Source organism: Halorubrum sp. GN11_10-6_MGM (assembly GCF_005435165.1).
Lineage (GTDB): Archaea > Halobacteriota > Halobacteria > Halobacteriales > Haloferacaceae > Halorubrum.
Genome location: NZ_SGUC01000004.1, coordinates 13,344 through 38,525, shown reverse-complemented (window position 1 = coordinate 38,525; position 25,182 = coordinate 13,344). Strand labels below are relative to the sequence as shown.

At 70.2% G+C, this 25,182-nt stretch carries 29 protein-coding genes and 1 tRNA gene; 16 read left to right on the top strand and 14 right to left on the bottom strand.

What is annotated here, in order from left to right:
* Positions 1-136 precede the first annotated feature (136 nt).
* Positions 137-1,174: a hypothetical protein gene (locus tag EXE46_RS03265; protein ID WP_137687066.1), complete on the top strand. Its 1,038-nt coding sequence runs from the start codon at positions 137-139 to the stop codon at positions 1,172-1,174.
* 24 nt (positions 1,175-1,198) lie between these two features.
* On the opposite strand, the gene EXE46_RS03260 is transcribed toward EXE46_RS03265, so the two are convergent.
* The 4 genes from EXE46_RS03260 to EXE46_RS03245 all read right to left on the bottom strand — a co-directional run bounded on the left by EXE46_RS03260 (position 1,199) and on the right by EXE46_RS03245 (position 4,630).
* Complete coding sequence (locus EXE46_RS03260) at positions 1,199-2,320, bottom strand: pyridoxal phosphate-dependent aminotransferase (protein ID WP_137687065.1); 1,122 nt, start codon at positions 2,318-2,320, stop codon at positions 1,199-1,201.
* A 67-nt stretch (positions 2,321-2,387) separates the two neighbouring features.
* On the bottom strand, positions 2,388-3,443 hold the full coding sequence (locus tag EXE46_RS03255; protein ID WP_137687064.1) for a DUF5821 family protein: 1,056 nt from the start codon (positions 3,441-3,443) through the stop codon (positions 2,388-2,390).
* Positions 3,444-3,485: 42 nt separating this feature from the next.
* A complete protein-coding gene (locus EXE46_RS03250) occupies positions 3,486-4,226 on the bottom strand; it encodes a tRNA (adenine-N1)-methyltransferase (RefSeq protein ID WP_137687063.1) in 741 nt (246 codons plus the stop codon).
* Positions 4,223-4,630, bottom strand: a complete 408-nt coding sequence (locus EXE46_RS03245; protein WP_137687062.1) for a nascent polypeptide-associated complex protein — start codon at positions 4,628-4,630, stop codon at positions 4,223-4,225. The genes EXE46_RS03250 and EXE46_RS03245 overlap by 4 nt, the downstream gene beginning before the upstream one ends.
* A gap of 142 nt (positions 4,631-4,772) precedes the next feature.
* Between EXE46_RS03245 and EXE46_RS03240 the strand changes: the two genes are divergently transcribed.
* A complete protein-coding gene (locus EXE46_RS03240; protein ID WP_137687061.1) occupies positions 4,773-5,555 on the top strand; it encodes a creatininase family protein in 783 nt (260 codons plus the stop codon).
* Between the two features lie 5 nt (positions 5,556-5,560).
* Here EXE46_RS03240 and EXE46_RS03235 read toward each other — a convergent pair whose 3' ends face one another.
* The 3 genes from EXE46_RS03235 to EXE46_RS03225 all read right to left on the bottom strand — a co-directional run bounded on the left by EXE46_RS03235 (position 5,561) and on the right by EXE46_RS03225 (position 8,398).
* The gene (locus EXE46_RS03235) at positions 5,561-6,286 is read right to left on the bottom strand and encodes a 6-hydroxymethylpterin diphosphokinase MptE-like protein (protein WP_137687060.1); all 726 of its coding nucleotides are present in this window, start codon (positions 6,284-6,286) and stop codon (positions 5,561-5,563) included.
* Positions 6,287-6,448: 162 nt separating this feature from the next.
* Positions 6,449-7,738, bottom strand: a complete 1,290-nt coding sequence (folP, locus tag EXE46_RS03230; RefSeq protein WP_199234102.1) for a dihydropteroate synthase — start codon at positions 7,736-7,738, stop codon at positions 6,449-6,451.
* Positions 7,739-7,816: 78 nt separating this feature from the next.
* Complete coding sequence (locus EXE46_RS03225; RefSeq protein WP_137687059.1) at positions 7,817-8,398, bottom strand: DUF192 domain-containing protein; 582 nt, start codon at positions 8,396-8,398, stop codon at positions 7,817-7,819.
* Positions 8,399-8,529: 131 nt separating this feature from the next.
* Between EXE46_RS03225 and EXE46_RS03220 the strand changes: the two genes are divergently transcribed.
* From EXE46_RS03220 to EXE46_RS03205, 4 genes are all read left to right on the top strand, one after another.
* The gene (locus EXE46_RS03220) at positions 8,530-9,123 is read left to right on the top strand and encodes a hypothetical protein (RefSeq protein WP_137687058.1); all 594 of its coding nucleotides are present in this window, start codon (positions 8,530-8,532) and stop codon (positions 9,121-9,123) included.
* The gene (locus tag EXE46_RS03215) at positions 9,120-9,959 is read left to right on the top strand and encodes an RNA methyltransferase (protein WP_137687057.1); all 840 of its coding nucleotides are present in this window, start codon (positions 9,120-9,122) and stop codon (positions 9,957-9,959) included. Before EXE46_RS03220 ends, EXE46_RS03215 begins: the two co-directional genes overlap by 4 nt.
* Before the next feature lie 62 nt (positions 9,960-10,021).
* The gene (locus EXE46_RS03210) at positions 10,022-10,651 is read left to right on the top strand and encodes an AzlC family ABC transporter permease (protein WP_137687164.1); all 630 of its coding nucleotides are present in this window, start codon (positions 10,022-10,024) and stop codon (positions 10,649-10,651) included.
* Positions 10,648-11,004 carry an AzlD domain-containing protein gene (locus tag EXE46_RS03205; RefSeq protein WP_137687056.1) on the top strand — a complete coding sequence of 119 codons (357 nt, stop codon included), beginning with the start codon at positions 10,648-10,650 and terminating at the stop codon, positions 11,002-11,004. The genes EXE46_RS03210 and EXE46_RS03205 overlap by 4 nt, the downstream gene beginning before the upstream one ends.
* 36 nt (positions 11,005-11,040) lie before the next feature.
* Here the strand turns inward: EXE46_RS03205 and EXE46_RS03200 are convergent, their stop codons facing one another.
* The 3 genes from EXE46_RS03200 to EXE46_RS03190 all read right to left on the bottom strand — a co-directional run bounded on the left by EXE46_RS03200 (position 11,041) and on the right by EXE46_RS03190 (position 13,829).
* A complete protein-coding gene (locus EXE46_RS03200) occupies positions 11,041-11,409 on the bottom strand; it encodes a hypothetical protein (RefSeq protein ID WP_137687055.1) in 369 nt (122 codons plus the stop codon).
* A gap of 94 nt (positions 11,410-11,503) precedes the next feature.
* Positions 11,504-11,836 carry a hypothetical protein gene (locus EXE46_RS03195; RefSeq protein ID WP_137687054.1) on the bottom strand — a complete coding sequence of 111 codons (333 nt, stop codon included), beginning with the start codon at positions 11,834-11,836 and terminating at the stop codon, positions 11,504-11,506.
* Positions 11,837-11,897: 61 nt separating this feature from the next.
* On the bottom strand, positions 11,898-13,829 hold the full coding sequence (locus EXE46_RS03190) for an aldehyde ferredoxin oxidoreductase family protein (protein ID WP_137687053.1): 1,932 nt from the start codon (positions 13,827-13,829) through the stop codon (positions 11,898-11,900).
* A 203-nt stretch (positions 13,830-14,032) separates the two neighbouring features.
* On the opposite strand from EXE46_RS03190, the gene EXE46_RS03185 reads away from it, so the two are divergent.
* The 3 genes from EXE46_RS03185 (at position 14,033) to EXE46_RS03175 (ending at position 16,101) form a co-directional block, all read left to right on the top strand.
* Positions 14,033-14,479, top strand: coding sequence for a VanZ family protein (locus tag EXE46_RS03185; RefSeq protein WP_137687052.1), 447 nt, complete (start codon positions 14,033-14,035; stop codon positions 14,477-14,479).
* 125 nt (positions 14,480-14,604) lie between these two features.
* Positions 14,605-15,699, top strand: a complete 1,095-nt coding sequence (locus tag EXE46_RS03180) for an archaeosine biosynthesis radical SAM protein RaSEA (RefSeq protein WP_137687051.1) — start codon at positions 14,605-14,607, stop codon at positions 15,697-15,699.
* Between the two features lie 198 nt (positions 15,700-15,897).
* Positions 15,898-16,101, top strand: a complete 204-nt coding sequence (locus EXE46_RS03175) for a hypothetical protein (RefSeq protein WP_137687050.1) — start codon at positions 15,898-15,900, stop codon at positions 16,099-16,101.
* 86 nt (positions 16,102-16,187) lie between these two features.
* On the opposite strand, the gene EXE46_RS03170 is transcribed toward EXE46_RS03175, so the two are convergent.
* Positions 16,188-16,937: a 5-formyltetrahydrofolate cyclo-ligase gene (locus tag EXE46_RS03170; RefSeq protein WP_137687049.1), complete on the bottom strand. Its 750-nt coding sequence runs from the start codon at positions 16,935-16,937 to the stop codon at positions 16,188-16,190.
* A 79-nt stretch (positions 16,938-17,016) separates the two neighbouring features.
* On the opposite strand from EXE46_RS03170, the gene engB reads away from it, so the two are divergent.
* Positions 17,017-17,637 carry a GTP-binding protein EngB gene (gene engB / locus EXE46_RS03165; RefSeq protein WP_137687048.1) on the top strand — a complete coding sequence of 207 codons (621 nt, stop codon included), beginning with the start codon at positions 17,017-17,019 and terminating at the stop codon, positions 17,635-17,637.
* 379 nt (positions 17,638-18,016) lie between these two features.
* Here engB and EXE46_RS03160 read toward each other — a convergent pair whose 3' ends face one another.
* Both EXE46_RS03160 and EXE46_RS03155 read right to left on the bottom strand, forming a co-directional pair.
* Positions 18,017-19,063, bottom strand: coding sequence for a hypothetical protein (locus EXE46_RS03160; protein WP_137687047.1), 1,047 nt, complete (start codon positions 19,061-19,063; stop codon positions 18,017-18,019).
* 40 nt (positions 19,064-19,103) lie between these two features.
* Positions 19,104-19,829 carry a DUF1405 domain-containing protein gene (locus tag EXE46_RS03155; RefSeq protein WP_137687046.1) on the bottom strand — a complete coding sequence of 242 codons (726 nt, stop codon included), beginning with the start codon at positions 19,827-19,829 and terminating at the stop codon, positions 19,104-19,106.
* A 224-nt stretch (positions 19,830-20,053) separates the two neighbouring features.
* Here EXE46_RS03155 and EXE46_RS03150 point away from each other — a divergent pair, with 224 nt between their 5' ends.
* The 4 genes from EXE46_RS03150 (at position 20,054) to EXE46_RS03135 (ending at position 23,662) form a co-directional block, all read left to right on the top strand.
* On the top strand, positions 20,054-20,680 hold the full coding sequence (locus EXE46_RS03150) for an FxsA family protein (protein WP_137687045.1): 627 nt from the start codon (positions 20,054-20,056) through the stop codon (positions 20,678-20,680).
* A gap of 102 nt (positions 20,681-20,782) precedes the next feature.
* A tRNA-Ile gene (locus tag EXE46_RS03145) sits at positions 20,783-20,856 on the top strand.
* 720 nt (positions 20,857-21,576) lie between these two features.
* Positions 21,577-21,984, top strand: coding sequence for a hypothetical protein (locus tag EXE46_RS03140; RefSeq protein WP_137687044.1), 408 nt, complete (start codon positions 21,577-21,579; stop codon positions 21,982-21,984).
* Between the two features lie 478 nt (positions 21,985-22,462).
* The gene (locus EXE46_RS03135; protein ID WP_137687043.1) at positions 22,463-23,662 is read left to right on the top strand and encodes a pyridoxal-phosphate dependent enzyme; all 1,200 of its coding nucleotides are present in this window, start codon (positions 22,463-22,465) and stop codon (positions 23,660-23,662) included.
* Between the two features lie 177 nt (positions 23,663-23,839).
* On the opposite strand, the gene EXE46_RS03130 is transcribed toward EXE46_RS03135, so the two are convergent.
* Positions 23,840-24,289 carry a DUF6653 family protein gene (locus EXE46_RS03130; protein ID WP_137687042.1) on the bottom strand — a complete coding sequence of 150 codons (450 nt, stop codon included), beginning with the start codon at positions 24,287-24,289 and terminating at the stop codon, positions 23,840-23,842.
* A 173-nt stretch (positions 24,290-24,462) separates the two neighbouring features.
* Here EXE46_RS03130 and EXE46_RS03125 point away from each other — a divergent pair, with 173 nt between their 5' ends.
* A complete protein-coding gene (locus EXE46_RS03125; protein ID WP_137687041.1) occupies positions 24,463-24,669 on the top strand; it encodes a hypothetical protein in 207 nt (68 codons plus the stop codon).
* 109 nt (positions 24,670-24,778) lie between these two features.
* The gene (locus tag EXE46_RS03120; protein ID WP_137687040.1) at positions 24,779-25,141 is read left to right on the top strand and encodes a hypothetical protein; all 363 of its coding nucleotides are present in this window, start codon (positions 24,779-24,781) and stop codon (positions 25,139-25,141) included.
* The last annotated feature ends 41 nt before the right edge of the window (positions 25,142-25,182 follow it).

Sequence of the window (25,182 nt, the reverse complement as noted above, 5' to 3'; positions counted from 1 at the left end):
GCGGAAACTCTCTGACGACGGTGAATTACCACCAGTTATCGGTAGATCCTCGGGTCGTTCGTTTCGACCGGCGCGTCGCACAAGCGATCGTTTGCGTTTCGGCAACGTCTTTCAGTCGTCCTTCGGTACGGTCTCCATGGACGGACTCGTCTCTTCTCGGCGACGCTTCCTCGCCGGTGCGGTCGCGGGCGGCCTCGGCGCCGTCGCGGGGTGTCTCGGGACCGGCGACGGCGGCGAACCGAGCGGCGGCGACGGATCGGCGCTCCGGCTCTCGCTCTCGCGGGTCGACGGATCCCTGCGCGACCGCTACGTTCGCGATCGCGACGACCCGCCGGAGCGGTGGGACGAGGCGGCGCTCGACGCCGCCCTCGCCGACGAACGGTACACGATCCGGGGCCGGGAGCCGTTCTTCGCGAGCGCGGACGACCCGACGTACGTCCTCGACGGCGAGACGTACTACGAGCTCGGCTCCGTGGTCGTCGACGAGGTCGCCGAGACCTACCCGGTCCTCCGGCTGTTCGCGGTCGACGGCGGCGACGATTCGACCGACGACGGCGATTCGACCGCCGACGGCGACGGCGGTTCGGCGGTCGACGCCGGCGAAGACGGGGACCTTCCCGAGGCCGACCGGCGCGCGGTCCGGATCGCGCACTTCGCCGCGCGGGCCCGCGGGAACGTGGGCGGGTACCCGGTCGGGCTGGTCGAGCGCGGCGGGTACGCGTACCGGTCCCCCTCGGCCCGCGACGACAGCGCGCTGCTCGCCGGCGACGGTCCCGACCGCGTCGTCTTCCGAGACACCACGTATCGGGTTGATATCGAGCACGAGCGGTTCCACGAGGCCGTCTACCGACCGACCGCCGAGGCGGTCGCCGGGAGTCCCGACCGAATGGAGGCTATCCTCCGAGCGAGGCTCGTCGGCCCGAGAGTCGCGCCGGACGACCTCTCGCCGGAGGCGAGGCGGATCGTCGAGCGGGCGGCCGCCGAGGAGTACAGCGAGACGCACCCGTACTCCGACGCCTACGTCGAACTGCTGCGGGCGATCGACGCGCGACACTTCATCGACGGCAACATTCGCAAGGACGGCGGCCTCGGTGTGGACAGCGAGGAGATGATTCGGTACGGCGAGGCGTACTACGAGCGCTACCTCCGGTTATCGGAGGCGTCCGACGACTGACCGGGCGAGGCCGTCGAACCCGCCTCAGCGAACCGCCGCGTACGCCTCGCCCATCACGTCGAGCGCCTCGCGGAGCTCTTCCTCGTCGGTCGCGTACGAGATGCGCGCGTGGCCGGCGCCGCCCTCGCCGAACGCCTCGCCGGGGACGACGACCACCCCGCGGTCCAGACACTCGTCGACGAACCCGTCCGGAACGCGCGGCATCGCGTAGAAGGCGCCCTGCGGCGTCGGGCAGTCGATGCCGATCTCCGCGAGCCCCTCTAAGACGATGTCTCGCCGCCGCTCGAAGGAGTCGGTCATCTCGTCGACCACGTCGCGATCACCTCGGAGGGCCGCCTCCGCGGCGTACTGCGCCGGCGCCGAGGCGCACGCCTGCGCGTACTGGTGGACGCGGAGCATGCGCTCGACGCGCTCCCCCGCGCCGTACACCCAGCCGAGCCGCCAGCCGGTCATCGAGAACAGCTTCGAGGCGGAGTTGACGACCACGACGTTGTCCGTCTCGGCGAACTCGATCGGCGAGTAGTGCTCGCCGTCGAAGACGGTGTACTCGTACACCTCGTCGGAGATACAGAGCACGTCGTGCTCGTCGGCAATGCGCGCGAACTCGCGCACGTCCTCCTCGGCGGAGACGGCGCCGGTGGGGTTGCCGGGGGAGTTGACGACGAACGCCGCGGTGTCGTCGGTGATCGCGGCCTCGATCGCGGCGGGGTCGATCGTGAGGTCGTCGCGCAGCGGGACCGGGACGGGCTCGCCGCCGGTCAGTTTCGTCAGGGCGTCGTAGGAGACGAAGCCGGGGTCCGGGATCAACACCTCGTCGCCGGCGTCGACGTGCGCCTCCAGCGCGACGTGGAGCGCCTCGCTGCCGCCGGCGGTCGCGATGACGTTTCCGGGGTCGAGGTCGATCCCCTGGTCGGCGCGGTGCTTCTCGGCGATCGCCTCGCGCAGCGACCGGGTGCCCTTGTTCTCGGTGTAGGCGTCCGCCTTCCCGGACTCGATGGCGTCGACCGCGGCCCGCCGGGCGCGGTCCGGCGTCGGGAAGTCGGGCTGGCCGAGCCCGAGGTTGATCGCGTCGTCGCCGGCCGCCTCGAACACCTCGCGGATCCCGCTTATCGAGATCCGCTCGACCCTGTCGGAGAACGTCGTCATACAGTTCCGGGGGCGCCGCCGAGAGTTAGTTCTTGTCACGTCGGGGCGCCGCGTCGCGTCCCCGGACTCACAACCGCCGCCGCTCCCAGACCGGCCGCCGCTCGCCGCGGGCGGCGTCGTTCCGGACCCGGCCGTCCGCGTCGGTCGGCAGCTCGAACCGCCCCCGGAGGACGCTCGGCACCTCCTCGGCCCGGGCGCGGAGCAGCCCGTCGTCGACCGCGCGGAGCCGGAGCATCGGTCGTCCCGGACCCATCGGTACCTTGATCGACTCGATGAGCTCCCGATTGACGAGCGCCTGCCGGTCGCCCGTGAACTCCTGTCCCGGGGCGATCCCGACGCCGTCGACGCCGACCCACGTCCGGAGGTCGCGGAAGAGGTGGTCGTGCCGGGCCGCGAGCGCGACGAGGAGCGTCCGGTCCGACGGCTCGGTCGTGCGGCCGAACTCGCCGGGCGGGAGCGACGCTAGCACGGTCGCGAGGTCGTCGGCGAAGCGGTCGTCGAGCGTCGCCCGCGCGGCCGCGAGCAACCGTCTCCGCGAGGGCATCCCGACGGGGTCGACCGTCGCGGCGTCGAAGCGCGCCGCGGCGGCCGCGTGAGCGCCCGCGACGGCCTCGGCACACGAGTCGGTACCCGTATCGGAGTCGACCGCGGTCGTCGCGAGCGACCGCTCCCCGCGGGGACCGACGACGACGTCGGCGCGGTCGTGACTCGCGAACAGCGTTCCCCCCGTCCCGTGCCCGAACGGCTCGCCGGTCCGGACCCGGAGTTCGTCGCGCTCGACCGCCTCCGCGACCGCGGTGCCGAGGACGAGGGCCCGGGAGAGCGCGTCGACGACGCCGGGACGACACGCGATCCGCCACGGCGCGCCCGACGAGCGCACCCGGGCCGCCAGCACCGCCGGGAGCAGCCGGATCGGAACGCCGACCGCGACGACCTCGGACCGCCCCGACAGCGCGGTCTCGACCGCCTCGGCGAGCTGGTCGTCGGACCGGGGGAGCGCGTCGGAGACCTCCCGCGCACCGTCGCCGCCGTCGCTCGCGAGGTCGCCGGGATGGCTTGCCGGGTCGAACTCGTCGCTCGCGGGCTCCGAGTCGGCCTCGGTGTCGGCGTCGTCCGCGGGCATACGGTCGATGACCGCGGCGAGCGGAAAGAGCGTTGCGCCGACTCAGGGCGCGCGGCCGAACACGAGGTATCCCGTGTGGCCGACGCCGGCGGTGGAGGGGCGCGAGCCGCGGTCGGAGAAGTCCATCTCGCGCTGGATCGTTTCGAGGGTTTCGACCTCGTCGAACCCGGCGTCGCGGGCCGCGAGCGCCGCCTCGCGGGTGCCCTCGACGAAGGGGGAGTAGACGGCGAGGCGACCGCCGGACGCGAGCAGGTCGTCCGCGCGCTCGACGACGGCGGGGGCGTCGCCGGTGTCGAGCGTGAGGGCGTCGAACGGCTCCTCGTCGGCCAGCGCGTCCAGCTCGTCGGTGAGGTCGCCGGTGCGGACCTCGACGCGGTCGGCGACGCCCGCGGTCACCATGTTCTCGCGGGCGACGTCGGCGAACTCGGGGTCGACCTCGTAGGTGGTCACGTCCGCTCCGGCGCGGCCGAGGTAGGCCGCGAGGATGCCGGTGCCGGTGCCGGCGTCGAGGACGCGGTCGCCGCCGGACGCGCCGGTGTGGCCCATGACGAGCCCCACGTCCCGGGGCATCATCGGGGCGCCGGTGCGTTCGAGGTGGTTGAACAGGTCCGGGCCGCGGAGCGCGCGGACCTCGAAGACGGTGCCGAGGTGGGTCTCGACCTCGTCGCCGGCCGCGACGTCCTCGGGGACCTCGATCACGCCGAGGTCGGTGCCGAACTCCTCGCCCGGCTCCAGCAGGTACTCGCGGTCGTCGTGGACGAGCAGGTACGCGGCGTCCGTCACTGCAGGTCGGAGATCGCTCGCGCGGGCTCGCCGTTGGCCGCCTCCAGCGCCTCGCGGGCCGCATCCTTCGAGACGCCGGCCTGCTGGGCGACCAGCTTCACGTCCTCTTCGGGGATCTCGTCGTCCCCGTCGTCCGCGTCGTCGAGCGCCGGATCGTCGGCGCCCTCGACCGCGGTCGCGCCGCCCGCTCCCGCGTCGGCCACCGCGTCGGGCGAGCCGACGATCTGGTAGGTCTCTTGGCCTTGGGCGTCCATCTTGGTGACCTGCGCGCCGTCGAAGACGAGGTCGTCGCCGTCGGCCGTCTCGATGACGACCCGCTCGGCGTCGAGCTCCTCGACGTCGATCCCCATCTGTTTCATCATCTGTTTCATCTTCCGCGGATTCATGCCGCCGCCTCCGAACATGGACGCCGTTTCGGCCGGAGGACACAAAAAGGGTGTCGACACGGGCCGAGGCGGCGGCCCGCCGCGGAATCCCCGCGGTCTCGGTTGCGGCGAACCGGACCGCGACGCCGGGGTTGATACGTGTCGCGCGCGAGGCGAGCGTATGTACCTCGCGGACCACACCTGGCCGGAGCTGGGCGACGCGCTCGCTCCCGGCTCCGTCGCGCTCGTCCCGCTCGGCTCGACCGAACAGCACGGCCCGCACCTGCCGCTCGCGACCGACCACCTGATCGCCGAGGGGCTCGCGACGGCGGCCGCGGACCGCTCCGACGCGTTCCGGACGCCGACGATCAACGTCGGCGTCAGCCCGCATCACCGGCAGTTCCCGGGAACGATGTGGGTCGACCCGCCCGAGTTCCGCGACTACGTCGAGTCGTTCGCGCGGAACCTCGCGTACCACGGCATCGACCGCGTGGTGTTCGTGAACGCCCACGGCGGCAACGTCCAGCACCTCCGCGAGGTCGGGCGACGGCTCCACGAGGACGAGGTCGCCTACGCGGTCGAGTGGATGTGGGACGAGTCGATCCCGGAGCTTGTCGACGACCTCTTCGAGCGCAACGGCCCCCACGCCGGACCGAAGGAGACGGCGATGATCACCCACCTCGCGCCCGACCTCGTCCGCGAGGACCGGCTCGAAGACGCCCGCGACGGCGGCCTCCCCGACCTGAACGAGGCGGACACGACCGTCCACGGCGCGCGCACCTTCTACGACGCGGTCGACAACTCGCCGAACGGCGCGTTCGGCGACCCGACCGACGTGACGCCGGAGAAGAGCGAGCGGCTGTTCGAGGCCGCCGCGGACCAGCTCGTCCAGCTGGCGGAGTGGATCGGCGACCGCGACGAGAGCGAGCTGTTCCCCGAGCCGCGCGTGGAGCGAGAGGACTGAGGCGGCTATCCGTCGGAGCGATCGCGTTCGACCGCGTCACCGAGAACCTCCCGTAACGCCGCGTCGGCGTCTTCGCGCCGCCCGTCGAGCACCGCGAACCGTTCGCCGCGGCGGCGTTCCAGCCAGCGCAGCAGCCGGGCGGCCCAGTCGAGCTTGCGCGCCTTCATCGGGTCGACGGCGGGGTCCTCGAAGTTCCAGCCCGGGAAGACGAGTTCGCCGGCCCCGACGTGGTCGGCGAGGAAGGCCGCGCGGTCGCCGTCGGTGAACCCGCCCGTGTTGCGGACCGGCCCGACCGGAGCAGCCTGCGTCGTCGCCAGCGTCCAGTCGTCGGCGAAGCGCGGGAGCCACTCGCGGACCGCGGGGACGTTGTCGCCGTGGGCGTGGGCGGCGACGGGGACGCCCTCGCGAGTGAGCGCGGCCGCCGTCTCGGGGTTCTTGTCGAGGTCGGTCACCATACAGTCGACGGCGACGCCCCGGTCGGCGAGGACGTCCGCGGCCGTGGACGCGGCGACGACGACGTCGGCGTCGCGGGCGAGGGCGACCTCGGCGGCGAGACACGGCGCCGCGCCCGCGACGGCGACGGTCTTCCCCCGCCAGTCGCCGAGGCGGTCGAGGGGGAACGGCGTCGCGAGGTCCGCCGCGATGTCCCGGGCGCGCTCGTCGGCCGCGCGGTCGAAGCCGAAGTCGTCGAGGATCGCCTCGTAGGCGGGCTCGAAGGTCGCGAAGTTCACGGACGGATCACGCTCTGGACGCGGGCGGTAGCGACCGCTGAACGGCGCCGCCGCTCGCCGGTCGGAATATGGTATGGGCCGGAGTGGCACAGAGTACCCCTACCCGCGTGCCCCTCCGGCGTCCGGTCGATCGGTTGTCTACACGAGGGCATAAACTTTCTCTTAACTCACGTGTCGGTCGATACCGTCGAGCGCAGCGTCGAGCGACTCCGAAACCCCGGATACCGACTCTCTAACGGCGTCGAGCCCGGCGGACGTCCCGATCAGGAGCCCGCGGCGGTCGTCCACGGGCGCGTCGGGGACGGAACCGTTCTCCGAGCCCCCGTCGGTCGCCGAAGGGGTCGCCGCGGCCTCGGCTCGGTTCGGGTCGCCAAGCGCGAACGCCGCGCCGCTCGCGTCTCCGCTGATCGTCGCGCCGCCCGCACCCCCGCCGACCGTCGCGGCGCGCAGGGCCCCGACGGCCTCGTCGTCGAGCCCGGAGAGCTCGTAGGTGCGGACGACCGCGGCGTCGGCGACGTCGCGGTCCCCCTGCCTCGCACTCGCCGCACCGATCCGGTCGAGGTGGCGCTCGGCCTCGCGGGCCGTCGTCACGTCGAGCTCCTCGACCGCGACGGCGTCGGAGGCCTCGCCCGAGCGGAACCGGTCGCGGGCGAACTCGGCGCCGACCAGGGCGGCGTCGCGCGTCTCGGCCACGTCGTGGGTGCGTATCACGTGGGCGCCGCGCTCGACCGCCATCGACGTGGCGGCGAGCGACACCGGCAGCGCCCCCTCGGTGTCGCGGCCCGCGATCGTCTTGAGGAAGCTCTTGCGGTTGATCGAGACGAGGAGCGGGCGACCGTAGCCGCGGAACTCCCGGAGACGGTGGAACGTCTCGCGGTCGTCCTCGTGGGTCTTCGCCTCGGACCAGCCGCCGAACGCGGGGTCGAGTATCGTCTTGTTGGTGAGGCCGTTCATCGACAGCGCCTTGTAGATGTCGTCGACCTCCTCGATCGCGCCCGGGCGTTCCAAGTCCGGCGGCGAGGCCATCTTCGAGACGGCCGCGTCGTGTTCGCGGCAGATCCGGGGCATCTCCGGGTCGGCGAAGCCGCAGATGTCGTTGACCATGTCGAAGCCGCGCGAGAGCGCCTCGTCGGCGACCTCGTGGTAGCGCGTCTCGATCGACCAGACGGCGTCCCCGGAGGTCGATTCGAGCGTCTCTATCGCGGTGTCGAGCCGCTCTAACTCCTGTTCGGCCGAGAGCACGTCGAGGTCCTTGTTCGCCGATTCGAGGCCGACGTCGACGATGTCGGCGCCCTCGCCGATCAGTTCCTCGTCGACGTACGCGGCGGCCTCGCCGGGGTCGTCGTACACGCTGGGGTCGTACGGCGACTCCTCGGAGACGTTGAGCACGCCCATGATCCGGGGCGGGTGGTCGTCGCCGATCCCGAGCCCCGCGGCGTCCACGTTTCGCATACGCTCACCACGGGCGCGAGCGACATAAACGGGGCGCGTACCCGACGCGCTCGCCGGGGGTGCGGCGGCGACGATCGCTCACAAATCGAACGCGAGTCGGTCGCCGACCTCGACGCCGTGGCGGTCGGTCCACTCGAAGGGAACTTCTAGCACGTACTGACCCGATCCGGGGTACCGCTGTTCCTCGCCGTCCTCGTTCGGTCCCGGCTCGGGCGCGTTGTGGATCCGGACCACCTCCCGATCCCCGTCGACGTAGACGATGTCGATGCCGAAGCTCATCCGACGCATCACGTAGGTGAGCGAGTCTCGGGGCGCGTCGTAGACGAACAGCATCCCGGCGTCCTCGGGCAGCGACTCGGCGTCGCTGAGGCCGAGGAAGCGCTTGTCGCGGTCGTCGGCGATCGCGGCGGTCACGGTCCCCCGACTCTCTCCGTCGGGTCCCGAGACGGTCACGGTCGTCGTCTCGTAGTCCGCGTACGGTTCGCTGGGCCACGCGGACGCTGCGTCTCCGTCCGCTCCGCCGTTTCCCGACCTATCGGCGTCGCCGGAGTCAGCGTCGCCCGCGTCGCCGTCATCCGCCGCGTCGCCGTCCCCGAGACAGCCCGCGGAGACGCCGGCGGCCGCGGCCGCGGTCAGCCCGAGGAGTCGCCGTCGGTCCATGACGGCCGGGAGGGGCCCCGGCGTGATAAACGGCCGCGTCGACGGCCGGACGGCAAGCGGCGATCGGCGGAACGCCCGCTCTCGTGCCGGGAAGGACGCGCTTTTATCGCCGCCGGAGCGTAGCGTGCGACATGGCGAAAGTGAGCATCGGCCTCCGCGGGTGGCGCTTCGAGGAGGACGAGATATTCACCGACGACGAGGAGCTGAAGCCCCTCGACGAGATCCCGGAAGATCCGCGGGAGCGGCTCCTGCGGCTCGTCGGCCTCGTCGAGGAGCCCTGCGACGTCTGTTACCTCGACTACGGCGAGGAGGAGATCCACCGCTGTCGCGAGGCGGAGATCGTGTACGGAGAGCCGGACGGAGAGGTGCTTCTCTGTCCCGAACACGAGCCCGAACTGCTCTACTGGTTCCGCGAGGAAGGCGGCAGCGAGCACAAGGGGTCCGTCGAGTTCGCCGACCGCTTCCACGAGTGGGTCGCCGCGGGCAACGAGGCCTCCGAGGGGTACGGCTCCGTCGAGCACGTCGAGGAGGACCCCGACGGGCTCCCCGATCTCCCGGATCAGCAGGAGGTTCAAGAACGGCTCGAAGAGGGGTTCGAGGGCGATCGCATCGATATCCTCGAACTCGCCGGTGGAGAGAAGCGCGACGAGGACGAGGCGGTGACCGACGAGGAGCTCGCCGACTCCGATCTCGACCTCTCGACCGACTACCCCACCGACCGATGAGCGGCGAGAGACCGGCCGATGGAGCCGACGCCGACGGCTCGAAGCGCGTCGAGGGCGACGCGGATCGGCGGAAGCCCGTGGTCGTCGTCGTCGAGCCGGAGACGCCGGGCAACGTCGGCACCATCGCGCGAGCGATGAAGAACTTCGGCCTCACGGACCTCAAGCTCGTGAACCCGCCGGAGCTGTCGGAGGACGGCGAGGCGTACGGCTTCGCCGGCCACGCCCGCGAGGACGTGCTCCCGAACGCCGACGAGGTCACCTTCGACGAGGTCGTCGCGAACTACCACACCGTCGGCACCACGGCGATCACCGGCGAGGACGACCGCAGCCACGAGCGGTTCCCGTTCAAGACGCCCGCCGAACTGCGCGAGTCGCTGAAGTCGGTCGACGCGCCCACCGCGATCGTCTTCGGCCGCGAGGGGCGCGGGCTCAACAACGAGGAGCTCTCGCGGCTCGACGAGGTGTGTTCGATCCCGGCCGACGACGACTACCCCGTGTTGAACCTCGGGCAGGCCGCCACCGTCCTCCTCTACGAGCTCCGCGAGCTCACGGTCGACGAGACGCAGCTGCCCGACACGGAGGTCACGCGCGCCCCCGAGGCCGACATCGAGCGCTTCCACGAGTTCTTCGGCGACTTCCTCGCGGCGACCGGCCAGCGCGATCACGTCCGCGAGAAGAACGCGCTGCTGATGCGCCGACTGCTCGGCCGCGCGCATCCGACGGAGCGCGAGATACACACCCTGCTCGGCACCTTCCGGAAGGCGAACACCAAGCTGGAACACGCCGACCACCTCGCGGCGAAGTACGACGAACACCCGTATCCGCGGGACGGGTAGCCGTGCCAGACACCGTCTTCGACGAGGACCTGCTGGCGGGCGTCCGAGACGTCTCGCCGCTAATGTTGGGGATCGCGCCGTTCGCGCTCGTCGCGGGGATCGCCGCGGTCGACGCCGGGCTCGGACTCGCCGAGGCGGTCGGGATGTCCGTGATCGTGTTCGCGGGCGCCTCCCAGCTGGCGGCGCTGGAGCTGCTCGGCGAGAACGCGCCGCTCGCGGTCGTCGTCGGCACGGCCGTCGTCATCAACCTCCGGATGCTGATGTACTCGGCCTCCATCGCGCCGCACTTCGCCGACTACGGGCGGCGGCTCCGCGCCGGGCTCGCGTACCTCCTCACCGATCAGGCGTACGCGCTCTCGGTCGCCGAGTTCGACGAGAACCCCGACCGCAGCCGGTGGCGCTACTACCTCGGCGCGGCCGCCTCGCTGTGGATCGTCTGGCAGATCGGCACGGTCGCGGGCGTCGTCCTCGGCGCCGGCGTCCCCGACGCGTGGGGGCTCACCTTCGCGGTGCCGCTCGTGTTCCTCGCGCTCCTCGTGCCCGCGATGAAGGACCGACCGACCACGGTCGCGGGCGTCGCCGGCGGCGCGGTCGCGGTCGTCGCGGCCGGGCTCCCGCTTAACCTCGGGCTGCTCGTCGGCGCGCTGTGCGGTATCGCGGCGGGCCTCGTGACGGAGGTGACGGCGTCGTGACCGACGCGCTCGCGGGGGTCGTCGCCTCGCCGCGCGCGTGGGTCGCCATCGTCGTCATCGGCGTCGTCACCTACGGGATCCGGCTCTCCTTCATCCACCTGTTCGGCCGGATCGACGGGGTCCCGACGCGCGTCCAGCGCCCGCTGCGGTACGTCCCGCCGGCGGTCCTCGCGGCGCTCGTCCTCCCCGACCTGGTGACGCTGCGCCCGTCCGTCGCCGCCACTCTCCTCGACGAGCGACTGATCGCGGGCGCCGTCGCCGGCGCGGTCGCGTGGCGGACCGAGAACGTGTTCGCGACGATCGCGACCGGGATGGCCACGCTGTGGCTCTTCCGGTTCGTCGTGTTCGCGTGAGACGGCCGCGACGCTCCCCCGCTAGGCGGCCTCGCGTCAGTCGATCCGGTCCGGATACCGCCGCGCGAGCGCGAAGACGACGACACCGACCAGGAGGGACCCGGCGAGCGCGCGCTCGACGCTCACGACCCCGCGGACCGGCGGGACCGAATACGACGCGGCCGCGACGACCACGAGCGCGTAACCGAGCGCGGCGGCGCCGAGCAGGACGGGGCGAGCGCGCGGACTGTCCCAGAGACGGAGCCACGTCGCGGCCGCCGCCGCGGCGGCGACGAGGAGGCCGACCGGGAGCCCGACGAGCGCGGAGAACGCGATCCTCGCCGCGAGCAGTTCGGTGACCGCGGCGGCGACGAGGAGGAACGCGGTCACGCCGACGCCCACGGTCGCGACGAGTCGCCAGTTCATGCCCTTCCGGTCGCCGCGAGGAGGCATAAATCGTCGCTCCGGGCGCGGCGTCGACGAGTCGGGGCGACCGTACCGAGGGCGACGGACCGACCATTCAGCGCTCGCGCTCGGTTTCGCGCTCCGAGGGGCGCTCACTGGTGTCGGGAGCGCCGCGGTCGACGGGAGGGTCGAACCGCGAGCGGTCGCCTGACTCGCGCTCGCGGGCGTCGGCGATCCGCTGAGCGGCGTCGGCGAGCGAGTCGAGCGCGGCGAACAGCCGGTACGAGACGTACGGGCCGACCGAGAGCAGCGTGACGACGACGACGCCGAGCAGGATCTGCCCCACGATCAGCAGGGAGTAGACGAGCACGAACAGGCTCAGGGTACCCAGAACCGTGCCGGCGCGCGTGCGGAGGGCTTCGGACGGCGAAAGCGGGTCATGCGCCATGGGCGACGCTACCGGCGCGGGACAGTTAAAAATAAACGGGAGCCGTCGGCGGCGGTCGCGCTCAGTCGTCGGCCGGGGCCGCGGAGTCGCCGGCGGAGACGCCGGTGCCGGGGCCGATGTCGATGCCGAGCGCCTCCAGCTTCTCGTCGGGGACGACGCCGTCGACCCAGTCGCGGGTCTCGTAGTACTCGGCCTTCAGCTGGTCGAGCTCGACGAGTTCGCCCTCGCTGGCGCCCGTGCCGGGGATGGCGTCCGGGTGCCCCTCGACAAAGCGGTTCGGCAGCGTGTCGTCCGCGCCGTCGAAGCCGGCGAGGTTGTTGTAGTAGCGTTCGAGGTTGTAGACGCGCTCGCCGGCCTCGAACAGCTCGTCCTCGCTGACGTCGCGACCGGTCACGCCGTTGTACTGGAGCACGTACTCCTCGATCCCCTCCGCGAACGCGCTGAACTTACAGATGTCGAACGAGTCCGACACCGCGTGGAGGTCCTGGAAGGTGGCGGTGAGTTCGCCTTTGCCCTCCCACTCGTACGGGTCGACCTTCTCCGGGATCCCGAGGATCTCGGCGGCCGGCGTGTAGCCGCGCAGGTGGCAGGCGCCGCGGTTGGAGGTCGCGTACGCGATCCCCATGCCCTTCATACAGCGCGGGTCGTAGGCGGCCATCGTCTGGCCCTTCACCGAGAGTTTGTTGCCGTGCGCGTCCTTCGCGTCGGCGACGCGCTCGGGACCCTCCGCGAGGAGGTCGCCCAGATCCGACGAGCGGTGACCGATCTCGTCGAGGAGGTCGATCATCGTCTCGGAGTCGCCCCAGTCGAGGTGGCCGACACCCTCCAGTTTGCCCTCCTCGCTCATCTCCATCGCCATCGCCATCATGTTGCCCGACTCGATGGTGTCGATGCCGAGGTCGTTACAGCGCTGGAGCATCAGGGCGATCTCGTCGCGGTCGGAGTGCCCCGAGTTCGGACCGAGCGCCCACGCGGACTCGTACTCGTACGACTCCGTGCGGACGTTCATGTCCTGCCCCTTGTGGGTGACGTTGACCTCAACTTCCTTCTTACACGCCACCGGACAGGAGTGACAGGTCGGCTCGTCCACGAGGATGTTCTCGCGGACGTTCTCGCCGGAGACGCGCTCCGCCTCGATGTCGACGCCCTCGGCGTCGTGGTACGCCTCCGTCGAGGTGTACTTCGCGTTCTTCGACGGGAGCCCGTCCATCTCCTCGGTCGCGTTCATCAGGACGTTCGTCCCGTACATCGAGAGCCCGCCCTCGTTGGGCGCGGTGACGTCGGACTCGCGGATAACCTCCATCGCCTGCTGGTACCCCTCCTGGAACGTCTCGGGGTCGGACGGTTTCGGCATGTCCGTGCCCGACTTCACGACGACCGCCTTCACGTTCTTCGAGCCCATCACGGCGCCGGTGCCGCCGCGGCCCGAGGCGCGGTCGTCCTCGTTGATGACGCAGCCGTAGCGCACCTCGTTCTCGCCGCCCTGTCCGATCGCCATCACGGAGACGTCGCGACCGACCTTGCCCTCGACCTCCTCGCCGAGTTGGTCGATCGTGTCGTGGACGCCCTGCCCCCAGAGGTGGGAGGCGTCGCGTACCTCCACGTCGCCGTCCTCGACGAACAGGTACACCGGCTCGTCGCTCGCGCCGTCGAGCAGGATCCCGTCGAGGCCGGCCCACTTGAGCCGGGCGCCGGACCAGCCGCCGTGGTGCGAGTCGGTGACCGTCCCCGTCAGCGGGGACTTCGTCACCAGCGCGATCCGGCCGCTCATCACGGTCTGGGTGCCCGTGAGCGGGCCGGTCATGAACGCCAGTCGGTTCTCCGGTCCCAGCGGGTCCACGTCGGGCCCCTTGTCGAAGACGTACTTGACGCCGAGCCCGCGCGCGCCGATGTACTTCTTCGCGTCGTCGTCGTCGATCCCGCGGTAGCTGACCTCGCCGCCGGTCAGATCGACCTGTGCCACACGGTCTCTGTAGCCGCCCATTTCAGTCATGTAATGCTCTATCATTATATTGGGGCCACACCGTGTTAGGTGTTGATTCGGCGTTGTAACCGGAACCAATTACCATCCGGTCGGGACCGCGGTTCGGGCGCCGTTCGGGCAGGACCCTCCAGTCCTGCGGTTCGGACGGAGAGTCCGGGCGAACGCGTCGAAACGGGGAGTTAACTCGGAAGGGGACCGACGGTCGGGTCGCAATGGGGACCGCACCGGACGACGAGCAGGGAGCGCGGCGCGGAGCGAGCGGCCGCGATCAGCGCCGTCTCGCCGTCGCGTTCGCGGCGGTCCTCGTCGCCGCGTCTCTCGTCCCGGTACCGGACGCAGCGTCCGCGAGCGGACGCCCGAGCGGTGTCCTCCCGGCGTGGGTCGGGGTCACGACGGCGTTTCACCTCGTCGGGTACACGGGGCTCGCCGTGCTCGTGACGAGAGCGGTCCGACACGGACACCGCGGTCGGGTGGCCGCGGCGGCCGTCGGTGTCGCGGTCGCGACCGGCCTCGGATTCGGCGTCGAACTCGTTCAGGCTCCGGTCCCCTGGCGGTCGTTCGCGTGGACCGACGCGGCGGTCAACGGCCTCGGGGCCCTCGTCGGGGCGGGGACCGCCGCGGTTCGCGCACCCACCTCGCCGTCGTCGGGCGGTCGGTGAGGGTCGAACGGGAGCACGGACTCGTCCTCAGTCGGCGGCTGACCGCCCGTCGACGGCTGACCGCCTGAGACCGCCCGGTCAGCGATGACGACACCGCTTTACGCGCTCGGCCGCACCTCCAGACAATGAGTCAGCCGAGCCCCGGAGCGTACGAGCAGGGGCGCGGGATGGACGCGCACAACGCCGTGATGCGCGACATCCGCGCCGAGCGCTCGGAGACGTACGACCCGACGGAGCCGACGCGCGTGTGGATCGACGAGGACAACACGCCGGACGGCGTGGTGAACTCCCTGACTATCATCCTCAATACAGGAGGGTGCCGCTGGGCCCGCGCCGGCGGCTGTACGATGTGCGGGTACGTCGCCGAGTCGGTCGAGGGCGGCAGCGTCGCTCACGAGGACCTCATGACCCAGATCGACGCGTGCCTCGACCACGAGGCCGAGGAGGCGGACGAACCCGCGGAGCTGATCAAGATCTACACCTCCGGCTCCTTCCTCGACGAGCGCGAGGTGTCCGCGGAGACCCGGCGAGCGATCGCCGAGACGTTCGCGGACCGCGACCGGATCGTCGTCGAGTCGCTTCCCGACTTCGTCGACCGCGAGAAGATCGCCGACTTCGCGGAGTACGGGATCGCCACCGACGTGGCGGTCGGGTTAGAGACCGCGACGGACCGGGTGCGCCACGACTGCGTGAACAAGTACTTCGACTTCGCCGACTTCGAGGACGCCTGCGCCGAGGCGGCCGCGGCCGACGGCGAGTTCGACGCGGACGTGGGGATCAAGGCGTACCTCCTCATGAAGCCGCCGTTCCTCGCGGAGCCGGAGGCCGCCGCCGACATGATCAGTTCGATCCGCCGCTGTGCCGACGTCGACGGCTGTCACACCGTCTCGATGAACCCGACGAACGTCCAGCGGTACACGATGGTCGACGAGCTGTTCTTCGAGGGGGGGTACCGCCCGCCGTGGCTCTGGTCGGTCGCGCACGTCTTGGCGGAGACGGCCGACGCCGACGCCATCGTCGTCTCCGACCCCGTCGGGCACGGCTCCGACCGCGGCGCGCACAACTGCGGCGAGTGCGACGACCGCGTCCAGACCGCGATCAAGGACTTCGACAGGCGGCAGGACCCGAGCGTCTTCGAGCAGGTGACCTGCGAGTGCGAGGCGACGTGGGAGTACGTGATGGACGAGGAGACGAGCTACAACATGCCGCTGGCGCGATAACGCTGTGGCGACGGGGCCGACGCCCGCAGCCGGTGTCTCCGAAACGATGGTGACAGATACCGATCAAAAATACTCTGTTTTTAGAAATAATCGATCTGTTTTACTCCAGTTTGATCGACAACCCAGTGTGTGAAACCCGATCATACTGAACGATCAGGTCGAAAAAGACCCTTATAGCTCGGGCTCTAGAGGTGAACCATGAACGCAGACGCCAGCGGTTCCCCGCCCTCCCGCGGGAAGTCGGTCCTCTTCTGTCCGGAGTGTCGCTTCGAGAGCCCCCTGTCGGAGGGGTGGCTCGTCGTCAGCGACGGCGACGAGCGCACGATCGTCTGTCCGGAGTGCGGTCACGTCGCCGATCACCGCTCCGAGCGGTCGGCGCCGACGCCGCAGCACGCGGACTGACCGCCGGCACGCGGACTGACCGCCGGCACGCGAACTGACCGCCGACACGCGAACTGACCGCCGACACGCGGACGGATACCCGTCGTCTACTCTCTTTCGGGCGCTCGCTCCGCGAGGACGGGGATTTCCGACAGCTTCTCCGCGTCGAGGGCGTCCCAATCGACTCCGGCCGGCCGGGCGTACGGCGTGTCGGTGCGGACCGTCCGCTCGGGCGTCACGACGAGGTCGAGCGGCACGTCGTGCGCGTCGGGCTCGGGGAGGTCGGTCTCCGTGCCCACCGCGGACTCGGGGCCGTCGAGCACCGAGAGTTCGTGGACGGTCGTCGCGACCGTCGTGGCTTCGTCGGCCGCGCCGAGCTCGCGGAGGACCGCCCATTCCAAGTCGCTGTACCCCTCGCCTTTGCCGATCCGGGCGCCGTCGGTCGTCACGCCCACCGAGCCGGCGACGATCAGGTCGACGGCAGCGACGTCCTCGGGCGCGGTCGGCGTCCCGTACTCGGAGATCCCGGAGACGGTCGTGGCGTCGTCGATCTCGTCGGGCGGGACGTCGGCCGGGTCGAGCCGAAGGAAGGGGTCCGGATCGCGGAGCCGCGGCTGCGCGACGTAGACGGTCTTGCCCGCGCGGAGCGCGGCCCGGCGGACCGGCAGCTGTGGCGCGTCGGGATTAGCCTTCAGCGTCGCGGCTTGCGCCCACGCCTCGGTCGCCGCGAGTCGCTCCGCCGCGTCGTCGGCGCCGGCGAAGTTCGGGATCCGGTCGTGGGGCGGGAACGGGAACCGCGCCTGGTCGCCCGCGTCGAAGGCGTCCCACACCGCCTCGCGAACTGCCTGCTTGTCCATGTCGGTCCGTGGCGGGGCACTGGTAAGTAGCCGCCGCCGCGACGCGCCTTTTAACCCGCTCAGGCGCGCACGGTCGGGTATGTTCGAAGACCGGCCGGACCGCGACGCCGAGGTCGTCCTCGTGGGACGCTCGAACGTCGGCAAGTCCACGCTGATGCGCGAGTTGACGGGCCACGACTTTTCGACCGGCGGGAAGCCGGGCGTCACCCGGCAGCCGAACCACTTCGACTGGGCCAGCGAGAGCTTCATGTTCACCGACCTGCCCGGATTCGGGTTCATGTCCGGCGTCGAGGAGGAGCACCGCGAGCAGATCAAGACCGACATCGTGCGCTACCTAGAGGAGAACGCCGACTCCATTCTGGCCGGCGTCGTCGTGATGGACGGCAAGGCCGCCGTCGACATCATCGACCGCCACGCCGAGCGCGGGAACGTCCCCCACGACGTGGAGATGTTCGGCTTCCTGGAGGACGTGGGCGTCGAGCCCATCGTCGCCGTCAACAAGACCGACAAGATCGACGACCTCGACGAGCGGCTCGACGAGATCTGCGATCGGTTGGGGCTGTACCCGCCGTGGCAGCAGTGGTCCGACCGCGTGGCGCCCATCTGCGCGAAGCGCGGCGACATCGAGGCGTTAGAGGAGTGTCTCCGGACGCGCTTCCACGACCACAACCGCGACGACCTGCTGAAGTTCGTCTCTTAAGTGGTTGAGTCGGTTCGAGACGAGACCACCGAAGTCTCAGTCGGTCGTTACGACACGGTTGCTGTCGAGAACACGACCACCGAAGCCCCAGCCGCGAGGACTCGATGCGCTCGCTGCGGTCCTCGTCGCTCACTGCGTTCGCTCCTGCGGTCCTTACGTCGCGCGTCTTCGCCCTCGCGGCTGCCCCTTCGATTCCCCCCCCGCACCGCAACCGCAGCCTCACACCTCCCCAGCCTCGTCAGTCGCCGTCGCTTCGCTCCGGCGACTGACTCCCTCGCGCGTGCTGTCTCGCGGTCGCCGTGGGCGACCGCTCGCAGGCACGCGCCACCGCGGATCGATTTATAAATAGTCGGGCAGCTACCCGTCCGGTTCGGCGGTCTCAAAACTCGAAGCCGACCGCGTCGCCGCTCGGGCGGAGCGGGCTCTTCGGGTACGGCGGCTCGGCGTCGGGGTCGTTGTACGCGCGGGGCGCCACGTCGTTCGGCCCGTCGGGGTAACAGAGCGCGGCGAGCGTCTGGATCGCGGTGCGGCCGCTCGCGAGTTCGAACTGCCCGCCGCCGTACAGCTCGATCCCCTCCCGCTCGCAGTAGGCGATCGTCTCGAACAGCGATTCGAGGGTGCCGAACCGCGAGGGTTTGACGTTACACCAGCCGGGCTCGACCGGGAGCGATTTCAGGCTCTCGACGCCGTCGATCGGGTAGTCGAACGAGAGGCGGTCGGCCTGCGGCTCGACCAAGGCGCCCGTCGCCGGCGTGAACGCGGGGTCCTCCACGACCGCGGCCGGGAACGCCGCGAACACGTCGCGGTACAGCTCCGGGTCGGGCTCGACGTCGACGTCGGTCCCCTCGTACCAGCCTTTCAGGTCGAGGACGCGCACGGCGTCGGTCTTCCGGAGGGTCTCGAACGCCTCGTCGGGCCACTCGGGGGTCGGGTCGAGCTTGAACTCCAAGTCGGGGTCGCGCGCGAGGAGTACCTCGACGCGGTCGGTCGACGGTGGGTCGCCGAGCCGCGTCGAGACGACGAACCGGAGCGGCTCGGGGTCGATCCCGAGCGCGTCGCCGAGCGACTCGCCGCGCTGGCGGAGCGCGAGGTCGAGCGCCGCGCTCTCGACCGCCCACCGCCGGTAGTTTCGAGAGGTCTCGCTTTCCGGCGAGTGCCCGTGGAAGAGGTCGATCTCGTCGAGTCGGTCGGAGAGGCCGTCGATCGTCCACTCCCCCTCGAGATCTATCGGATCGGTCCCGGCGAGCGCGTCGTGGTCGGCGGTCTCGTAGGTCACGTCCTCCCCCTTGCCGACGACGCCGTCGCCGGAGAGCCGGTACTCCGTGGTCGTGCGCTCGAACCCGCTCGTCGTGTTCGCGACGTGTCGCCGGCGGTCGACCGATTCGATCGTCACCCGGAGGTCGGCGATCCGCTCGTAGAGACTCATGGGTGAACGGAGGCGACGCGACGACTTAAATCGGGGCGCGTCACGCGGCGGAGCCGGACTCGCGGTCCGGGTCCGCTCCGCGGTCGCGGAGCGTCGCGATCCGCGTGCCGAGCGCCCAGAACAGCGGGACGACGGTGAGTACGACCGCGCCCGCGGCCGCGACCTGGAGGACCGTCGTGGTGAACCACGGCGCGCCGTCGGCGTACGGCAGCGAGGTGTGCGTCACCTCGCCGATCACGGGGACGAAGTAGTCCATCAGCAGGTCGACGGTGTACCACGCGGTCGCGACCGCCACCGCGCGGAGCGGGAAGTCGGTGATCCGATGGAGGACGAACGCCTGAACGACCATCGCGAGGTGGCTCACCAGCAGGAACGCGTACAGCGCCGGGCCGTTGGCCGCGAGGAACTCCGGCCAGAAGACGACGAGGACGTACGGCGTCCACAGCCCGAGTTTGACGTTGCCGAAGAAGGCGAGCGCCGCGAGGGTGTCGCTCGACCGACCCAGCGCCCACGCGCCGAGCGCGAGCGCGATGAGCAGCGTCGCGCCCGGGCTGTCGGGGATGAAGATCCACATCTCGGTCGGGAGGGCCCGAAACTGGAAGCGGTAGTACCAGAAGCCGAAGGCGGTGCCGACGAGGTTGATCGCGACGATGAGCCACGCGAACCGGAAGGCGATGTCCTCCAGCCGTTTCGGGAGCGGCGCGACCCACCGCGGCAGCGACTCGCGGTCCGGCGGGTCGCGTCCGAGCGCGCCGAGGATGTCCATACCGCCGGCTCGGACCGGGCGGGCAAAGCCGTGGCGGTCGCGGCGGTCGCGGCGGTCGAGGGAGTTTAGCGGGGGGCGATCGCGGCGAGCGTCGGCGTTCTCGACCGGCGCAGCGAGTACGTGGCGAACGACCGGCGCAGTTGGGTGATGCGAACGGCCGGATTCGCGTCCGCTCCGCAGCCGCGACGAAAAGGGCTATGGGCGCCCGGCGGGAAGGCGGGGGTATGCGCCCGCGAACGCTGCTCGCGCTGCTCCTCGTCGTCCCCCTCGTGGACGCGCTGTTTCTGATCGTGGTCGCGACGCGGCTCGGGTGGCCGGTGACGGTCGCGCTCGTCGTGTTGACGGCCGTCCTCGGGATGCTCCTCTTGCGCGCCGAGGGGCGCGCGACGCTCGCGCGCATCCAACGCAAGGCGGCGCAAGGGAAACCACCGACCGACGAGCTGCTCGACGGCGGGCTGCTCATCGCCGCGGGCGCGTTCCTGCTCACCCCCGGGCTCGTCACCGACGCGGTCGGCTTCCTGTTCGCGCTCCCGCTCTCGCGGGTGCCGATCCGCGTGGCCCTGAAGAAGTACGTCGTCGTCCCGTACATCGAGCGCGAGACGGACGGGTTCCTCTCCGGGAACGTGTACGTCGGCGGCTTCCCGAACGACGGAGAGGGGGGGTTCACGATGGGCAGCGGGTTCCCCGGCGACGGCGGTGACTTCCCCGGCGGGGAGGACGGCGGCGGTTCCGGCGGTCCCGGCGCCGCCGGAGAGTCGACGGGCGCCGCGAACGATGACGCGTCGGCCGGCGACGACGTCGTCGACGTGGAGTACACGGTCGAAGACGAAACGCAGCAGCGAACCGACTGACGGCTCGGACGTTGGAGAGGACGTGAAACCGCCACACGGCGGGCGGCTGTCGAAAGGAAACCCTTAAAATCCTACCCGCGCAACGACTGAATGCGCTCACCTGGGCCAATAGCTCAGTCAGGTTGAGCGCTCGGCTGATAACCGGGAGGTCCACGGTTCAAATCCGTGTTGGCCCACCTACTGAACGCGCGGTCTCTGGCCGTGCGGGATTGGTGGGCTGGGACTCCCCAGCCACCCAATTTCGTCGTTCCACTCCCCTAGAGACACCGCTAGCGTGTCTTGTCCGGGCAAGAATTAAGCCGGTAGTCACCACCGTCCCCCGATCCGGGTTAACCGAGATGATCTCGGCGTGATGTAGCCCCGACTGCGGCAGCGGCAGCGGAGCCTCCTCGAACACTACTGTGCGACTCATTACCAGAGACACAACAGCTACCACCAGACTAGCGACTGACTACAACGCCCACTCATTTCGAAAACGGGCGACGGCCCGTCGTTTCCCGGTGGATTGAAGCCCTACTCTCGACTTGTACGCGCTATGCCATATCGACGCCGGCAGTTTCTGACGGCCGGGGGAAGCCTGTCAATGGTAGCTCTCACCGGCTGCTCGGCGAATTCGAAGTAACTCAGCGGAGGTTCGTCCGGAGAGTTACAGACACAGAAAGCGGTTGTCGACCAGTTCATCACCGGCGTGAACGAGAACAACATCGAAGCAGTGGACGAATCCGTAGGGTCGTGGGCCGGCGGTGGGTTCACAGCGGACAACATCGGAGAGTACACGCTTGAGCGGGGGGGGGGATCTCCGGAGAACGACTCAAGAAAGCGCGTACGTGATACTCGAGACAACCCTCACAATTGCGCACCAAGGGAAATCGCGGACGGAAGAGGTCTCCTTTCGAATGTCCGAAGCCAGAGAAGCGTGGTACATCGAACAGATTCTGGTCGGCGGTGGGCTCATCATCGACGAGGAGCCGCTTGGACCCCCGTCCGTCTTCCTAGCAGCAGAGTTCGACTCGGCAGCGACTCGCAGCGACGAGACCGGCGTGCTGACGGTTAAACATGAAGGTGGTGGACCGCTTTCCGCGAAGAGACTGGCGTTCGTCGGAACCATAGTGGATCCGGAGGGCAGTGACCCCGACATTACAACCGACGGAGCGACGCTCGCCGAGGCGACGCAGCGTTCGCGATTCGTTCCGGGGGACAGCCTGACAGTTGGAGGCGACGCAGCGTTCGCGATTCGTTCCGGGGGACAGCCTGACAGTTGGAGGCGACGCAGCGTTCGCGATTCGTTCCGGGGGACAGCCTGACAGTTGGGGTCGAAGCCGAGTACGATGTCAGGGTCACGTTCACCAAGGAGGGAGTGGCCGCGGAGCTGGCCTTGGGCCGATTTACCTGCTCGTAACGACAGTTGTGTGCGTCGGCAAGGCGACCGTCTCCCCGCGGCCGCCCGCGAACTCCGACGCGAAATCTTCGACCTCCCTCACGCTTACGCGAACTGCTGGCAGTACTACACCCGGAACAGGCACTACGGACGGCGATCTTTGCGTAGTCCACCGTCCCCGTATGCCGACGCCGTGACCGTTCGGAGGGGCGGGCGCGCGGCTCGATCGAACGCCGTACTCGCGGGGTTTCCACGGCGAGTGGGCGCACAGGATCTTCAAGTCCTTCGGCCGAACAAGCCGATCGGACGCGCCGGACGGTACTTCCGACTCCGGTACACGCAGCGGGGCGAGAATTGCGACGGTCCGCAACCAATCATTTGTACGCCGGCCGAGAGGGGGCGGTATGGACCGGTTGACCTGTTACGACTGCGGCGAGACGTACGCGTTCGGGGACGCGGCCCGCTGCGCGTGCGGCGAGCCCCTCTGGTTCGAGACCGACACCGCCGGGTTCGACTGGCCCGACGCGAGCAACCCGACGGAAGACGCCGTTTCGCTCGGGCGAGACACCCTCTGGCGCTACGAGTCCGTGCTTCCCGCGACGGCACCAACCGGCCTCGCCGCCGCCGCAGGGGGAACGCCGCTGTTTCGCGCGCCGTCGATCGAACCGACTGACGGCCCGCGGGTCCATCTCAAAGTCGAGGGCGTCAACCCGACCGGGAGTTTCAAAGACCGGGGGACCGCCGTGGGCATCGGTCGGGTCGACGGCCCGGTCGGGACCGTCTCGCACGGGAACATGGCGCTGAGCGTCGCCGCGCACGCCGCCGCGGCGGACCGGGACGCGGTCATCCTCGTGGCGGAGGACACCCCGGACGCCCGGCTCGCGATGATCGCCCAACACGACCCGCACCTGTTCCGAGTTCGCGGCGAGTACGGGCGACTCTACTACGACACGCTCGAACGCGACCTCGGCGTCGCGTTCCTCAACTCGGACTCCCCGCTCCGGGTGGCCGGACAGAAGACTGTCGCGTACGAGATCTGCGAGGCGTTCGCCCCCGAGGCTCCCGACGCGATCGTCTTGCCAGTCAGCAGCGGCGGACAGGCGAGCGGCGTCTGGAAGGCGCTCCGCGAGCTGACCGCGGCCGGTCTGCTCCCGTCTGTCCCGCGGATCTACCTCGCACAGGCCGCGCGCTGTGACCCGGTCGCGCGGGCGTACCGACGCGGGGATTCCCGCGTCGAGCCGGTCGCGGGCGAGCCGACGGCGGCGGTCTCGATCAACAACGCGGACCCGCCGAGCGGGAACCGAGCGCTGGCGGCCGTCTCGGAGACGGACGGCGGCGTCGTCTCGGTCGCCGAGGAGGCGATGCTGGCCGAGACGGAGCGGCTCGCGGCCGACGCCGGCGTCTCCGTCGAGCCGTCCTGCGCCGTGGCGACGGCCGCCGTCCGGGAGCTCGCCGCGTCGGGCGAACTCGACGCCGCGGACGACGTCGCCGTGATCCTGACCGGGTCGGGGTACAAATACGGGGGCGCGGACGCCGACGGCTCGTCGGTTCGAGAGGCCGACCGACGGGACGTTCCCGACGCGGTCCGCGACGCGGTGTCGTGAGCGACCGTCTGGCACGAGGGTGTTGAGGCGGGCGCAGCGCCGCGATCGACGATGGCCTCGATGCGGGAGGTGGAGGTGCGTGATCCCGACCGTCGAGGTCGAAGCGCGGCGGAACCGCCACAGTTCCACGCTAACGAACGCCGACCGTGCTTCCGACCGAACACCGACCCCCGCCAGTCACGCCACCCGCTCCTCGGCGGCGTCGTACCGTCGGACCAGCGCGGCGACGTACCAGAACTTCAACCCCATCGCGATCACGCACGCGACGCCGGCGCGGACGGGCCGCCGCCGATACGCGGCGACGAACGCGTACAGCGACACGGGGACGTTGAGGAGGTTGAGTCCGTTCGGGTAGCCCCGATCGAGGAGGCCCGCGTCCTCCTCTCGCGTCCACCAGCGCTCGGCCAGGACAACGCGGGTCATCCACGCGTCGTCGGTTTCCGGCGGGGCGAACAGGACGGGGTTCGCGACGGTAAAGAGCAGCGCGGCGCCAGCGAGTCGCCAGTTCCGGTGGTAGAGGGCGTAGAGGAGGGCCGGCAACAGGACCGTGCGGCTCCAGCCGCTCTTTGGATTCGAGTGACGGCGCCAGAACCGCGCTTCGAAGTCGTCCGGTAGGTTGAGGACCATGTTCGAGCATCGCTCCGAGCGATCAAATAGCTTCGTCCGCGTCGGGGAGTATCATCGTGTATCGGTGGGTTCTGGCCGCCTTGGGGTCCCTCAATCTTCGCATCGTGAGTTCCGAGTCCGAACCACCGAATACTTTTAGCAGTCAACGTCCACCGAAAAACGCCCTCAAAATAATGCTCGACGAAATCTTCGAACTCGTCTTCGACGTCATCCTGGAGTTCGTCCCCACCGTTATCCTGAAAATCCTCCTCCTGCTCGTCGGTCTCGCGGGGGTGGCGGTCGGCGTCCCGCTGCTCGCCGACTCGCCGCTCGTCGGCGGCGCGCTGACCGCCCTCGGCGCGGCGGCGGTGATCGGCGTCCTCGCCAGTTGGGTCCTGTGACCCGACGGTGGGCGAGACGTCGCGGAGCCGGGCGACCGCGCATCGTTTCGGAAGTCGGGAACGACATCGACCGGTGGAATTTATCCCGCGGTTGGCCGTCCGCCGGGGCATGGACATGTTCGAGAACGCGGGGACCTGTTCGAACGGCCACCACTTCGCGTCGGCGGGGCGCACCGGGGGCGGCACCTACTACTGCCCGCGGTGTAACGCGAAGAACGTCTCGCCGGGGGCGGAGGGGATCGAGAACGGTGGCCGCTGTCTGAAGGGCCATTACTTCGCCGCGCCGACCGAGTTGGGGAACGGGACGTACGCGTGCCCGGCCTGCGAGTCGGTCGACCTCGACCCGGCCGCCGAGGCGTTCGACGACGGCGGAGCCTGCTCGAACGGCCACGAGTTCCGCGTTCCCGATCGGAACGACGCCGGCGTGTTCCGCTGTCGCGAGTGCGGCACCTTCGATATCGACCCGAACTAACCCTCGGCGAGCGACGCGGCGACCCCCGGCCCCCACTACGT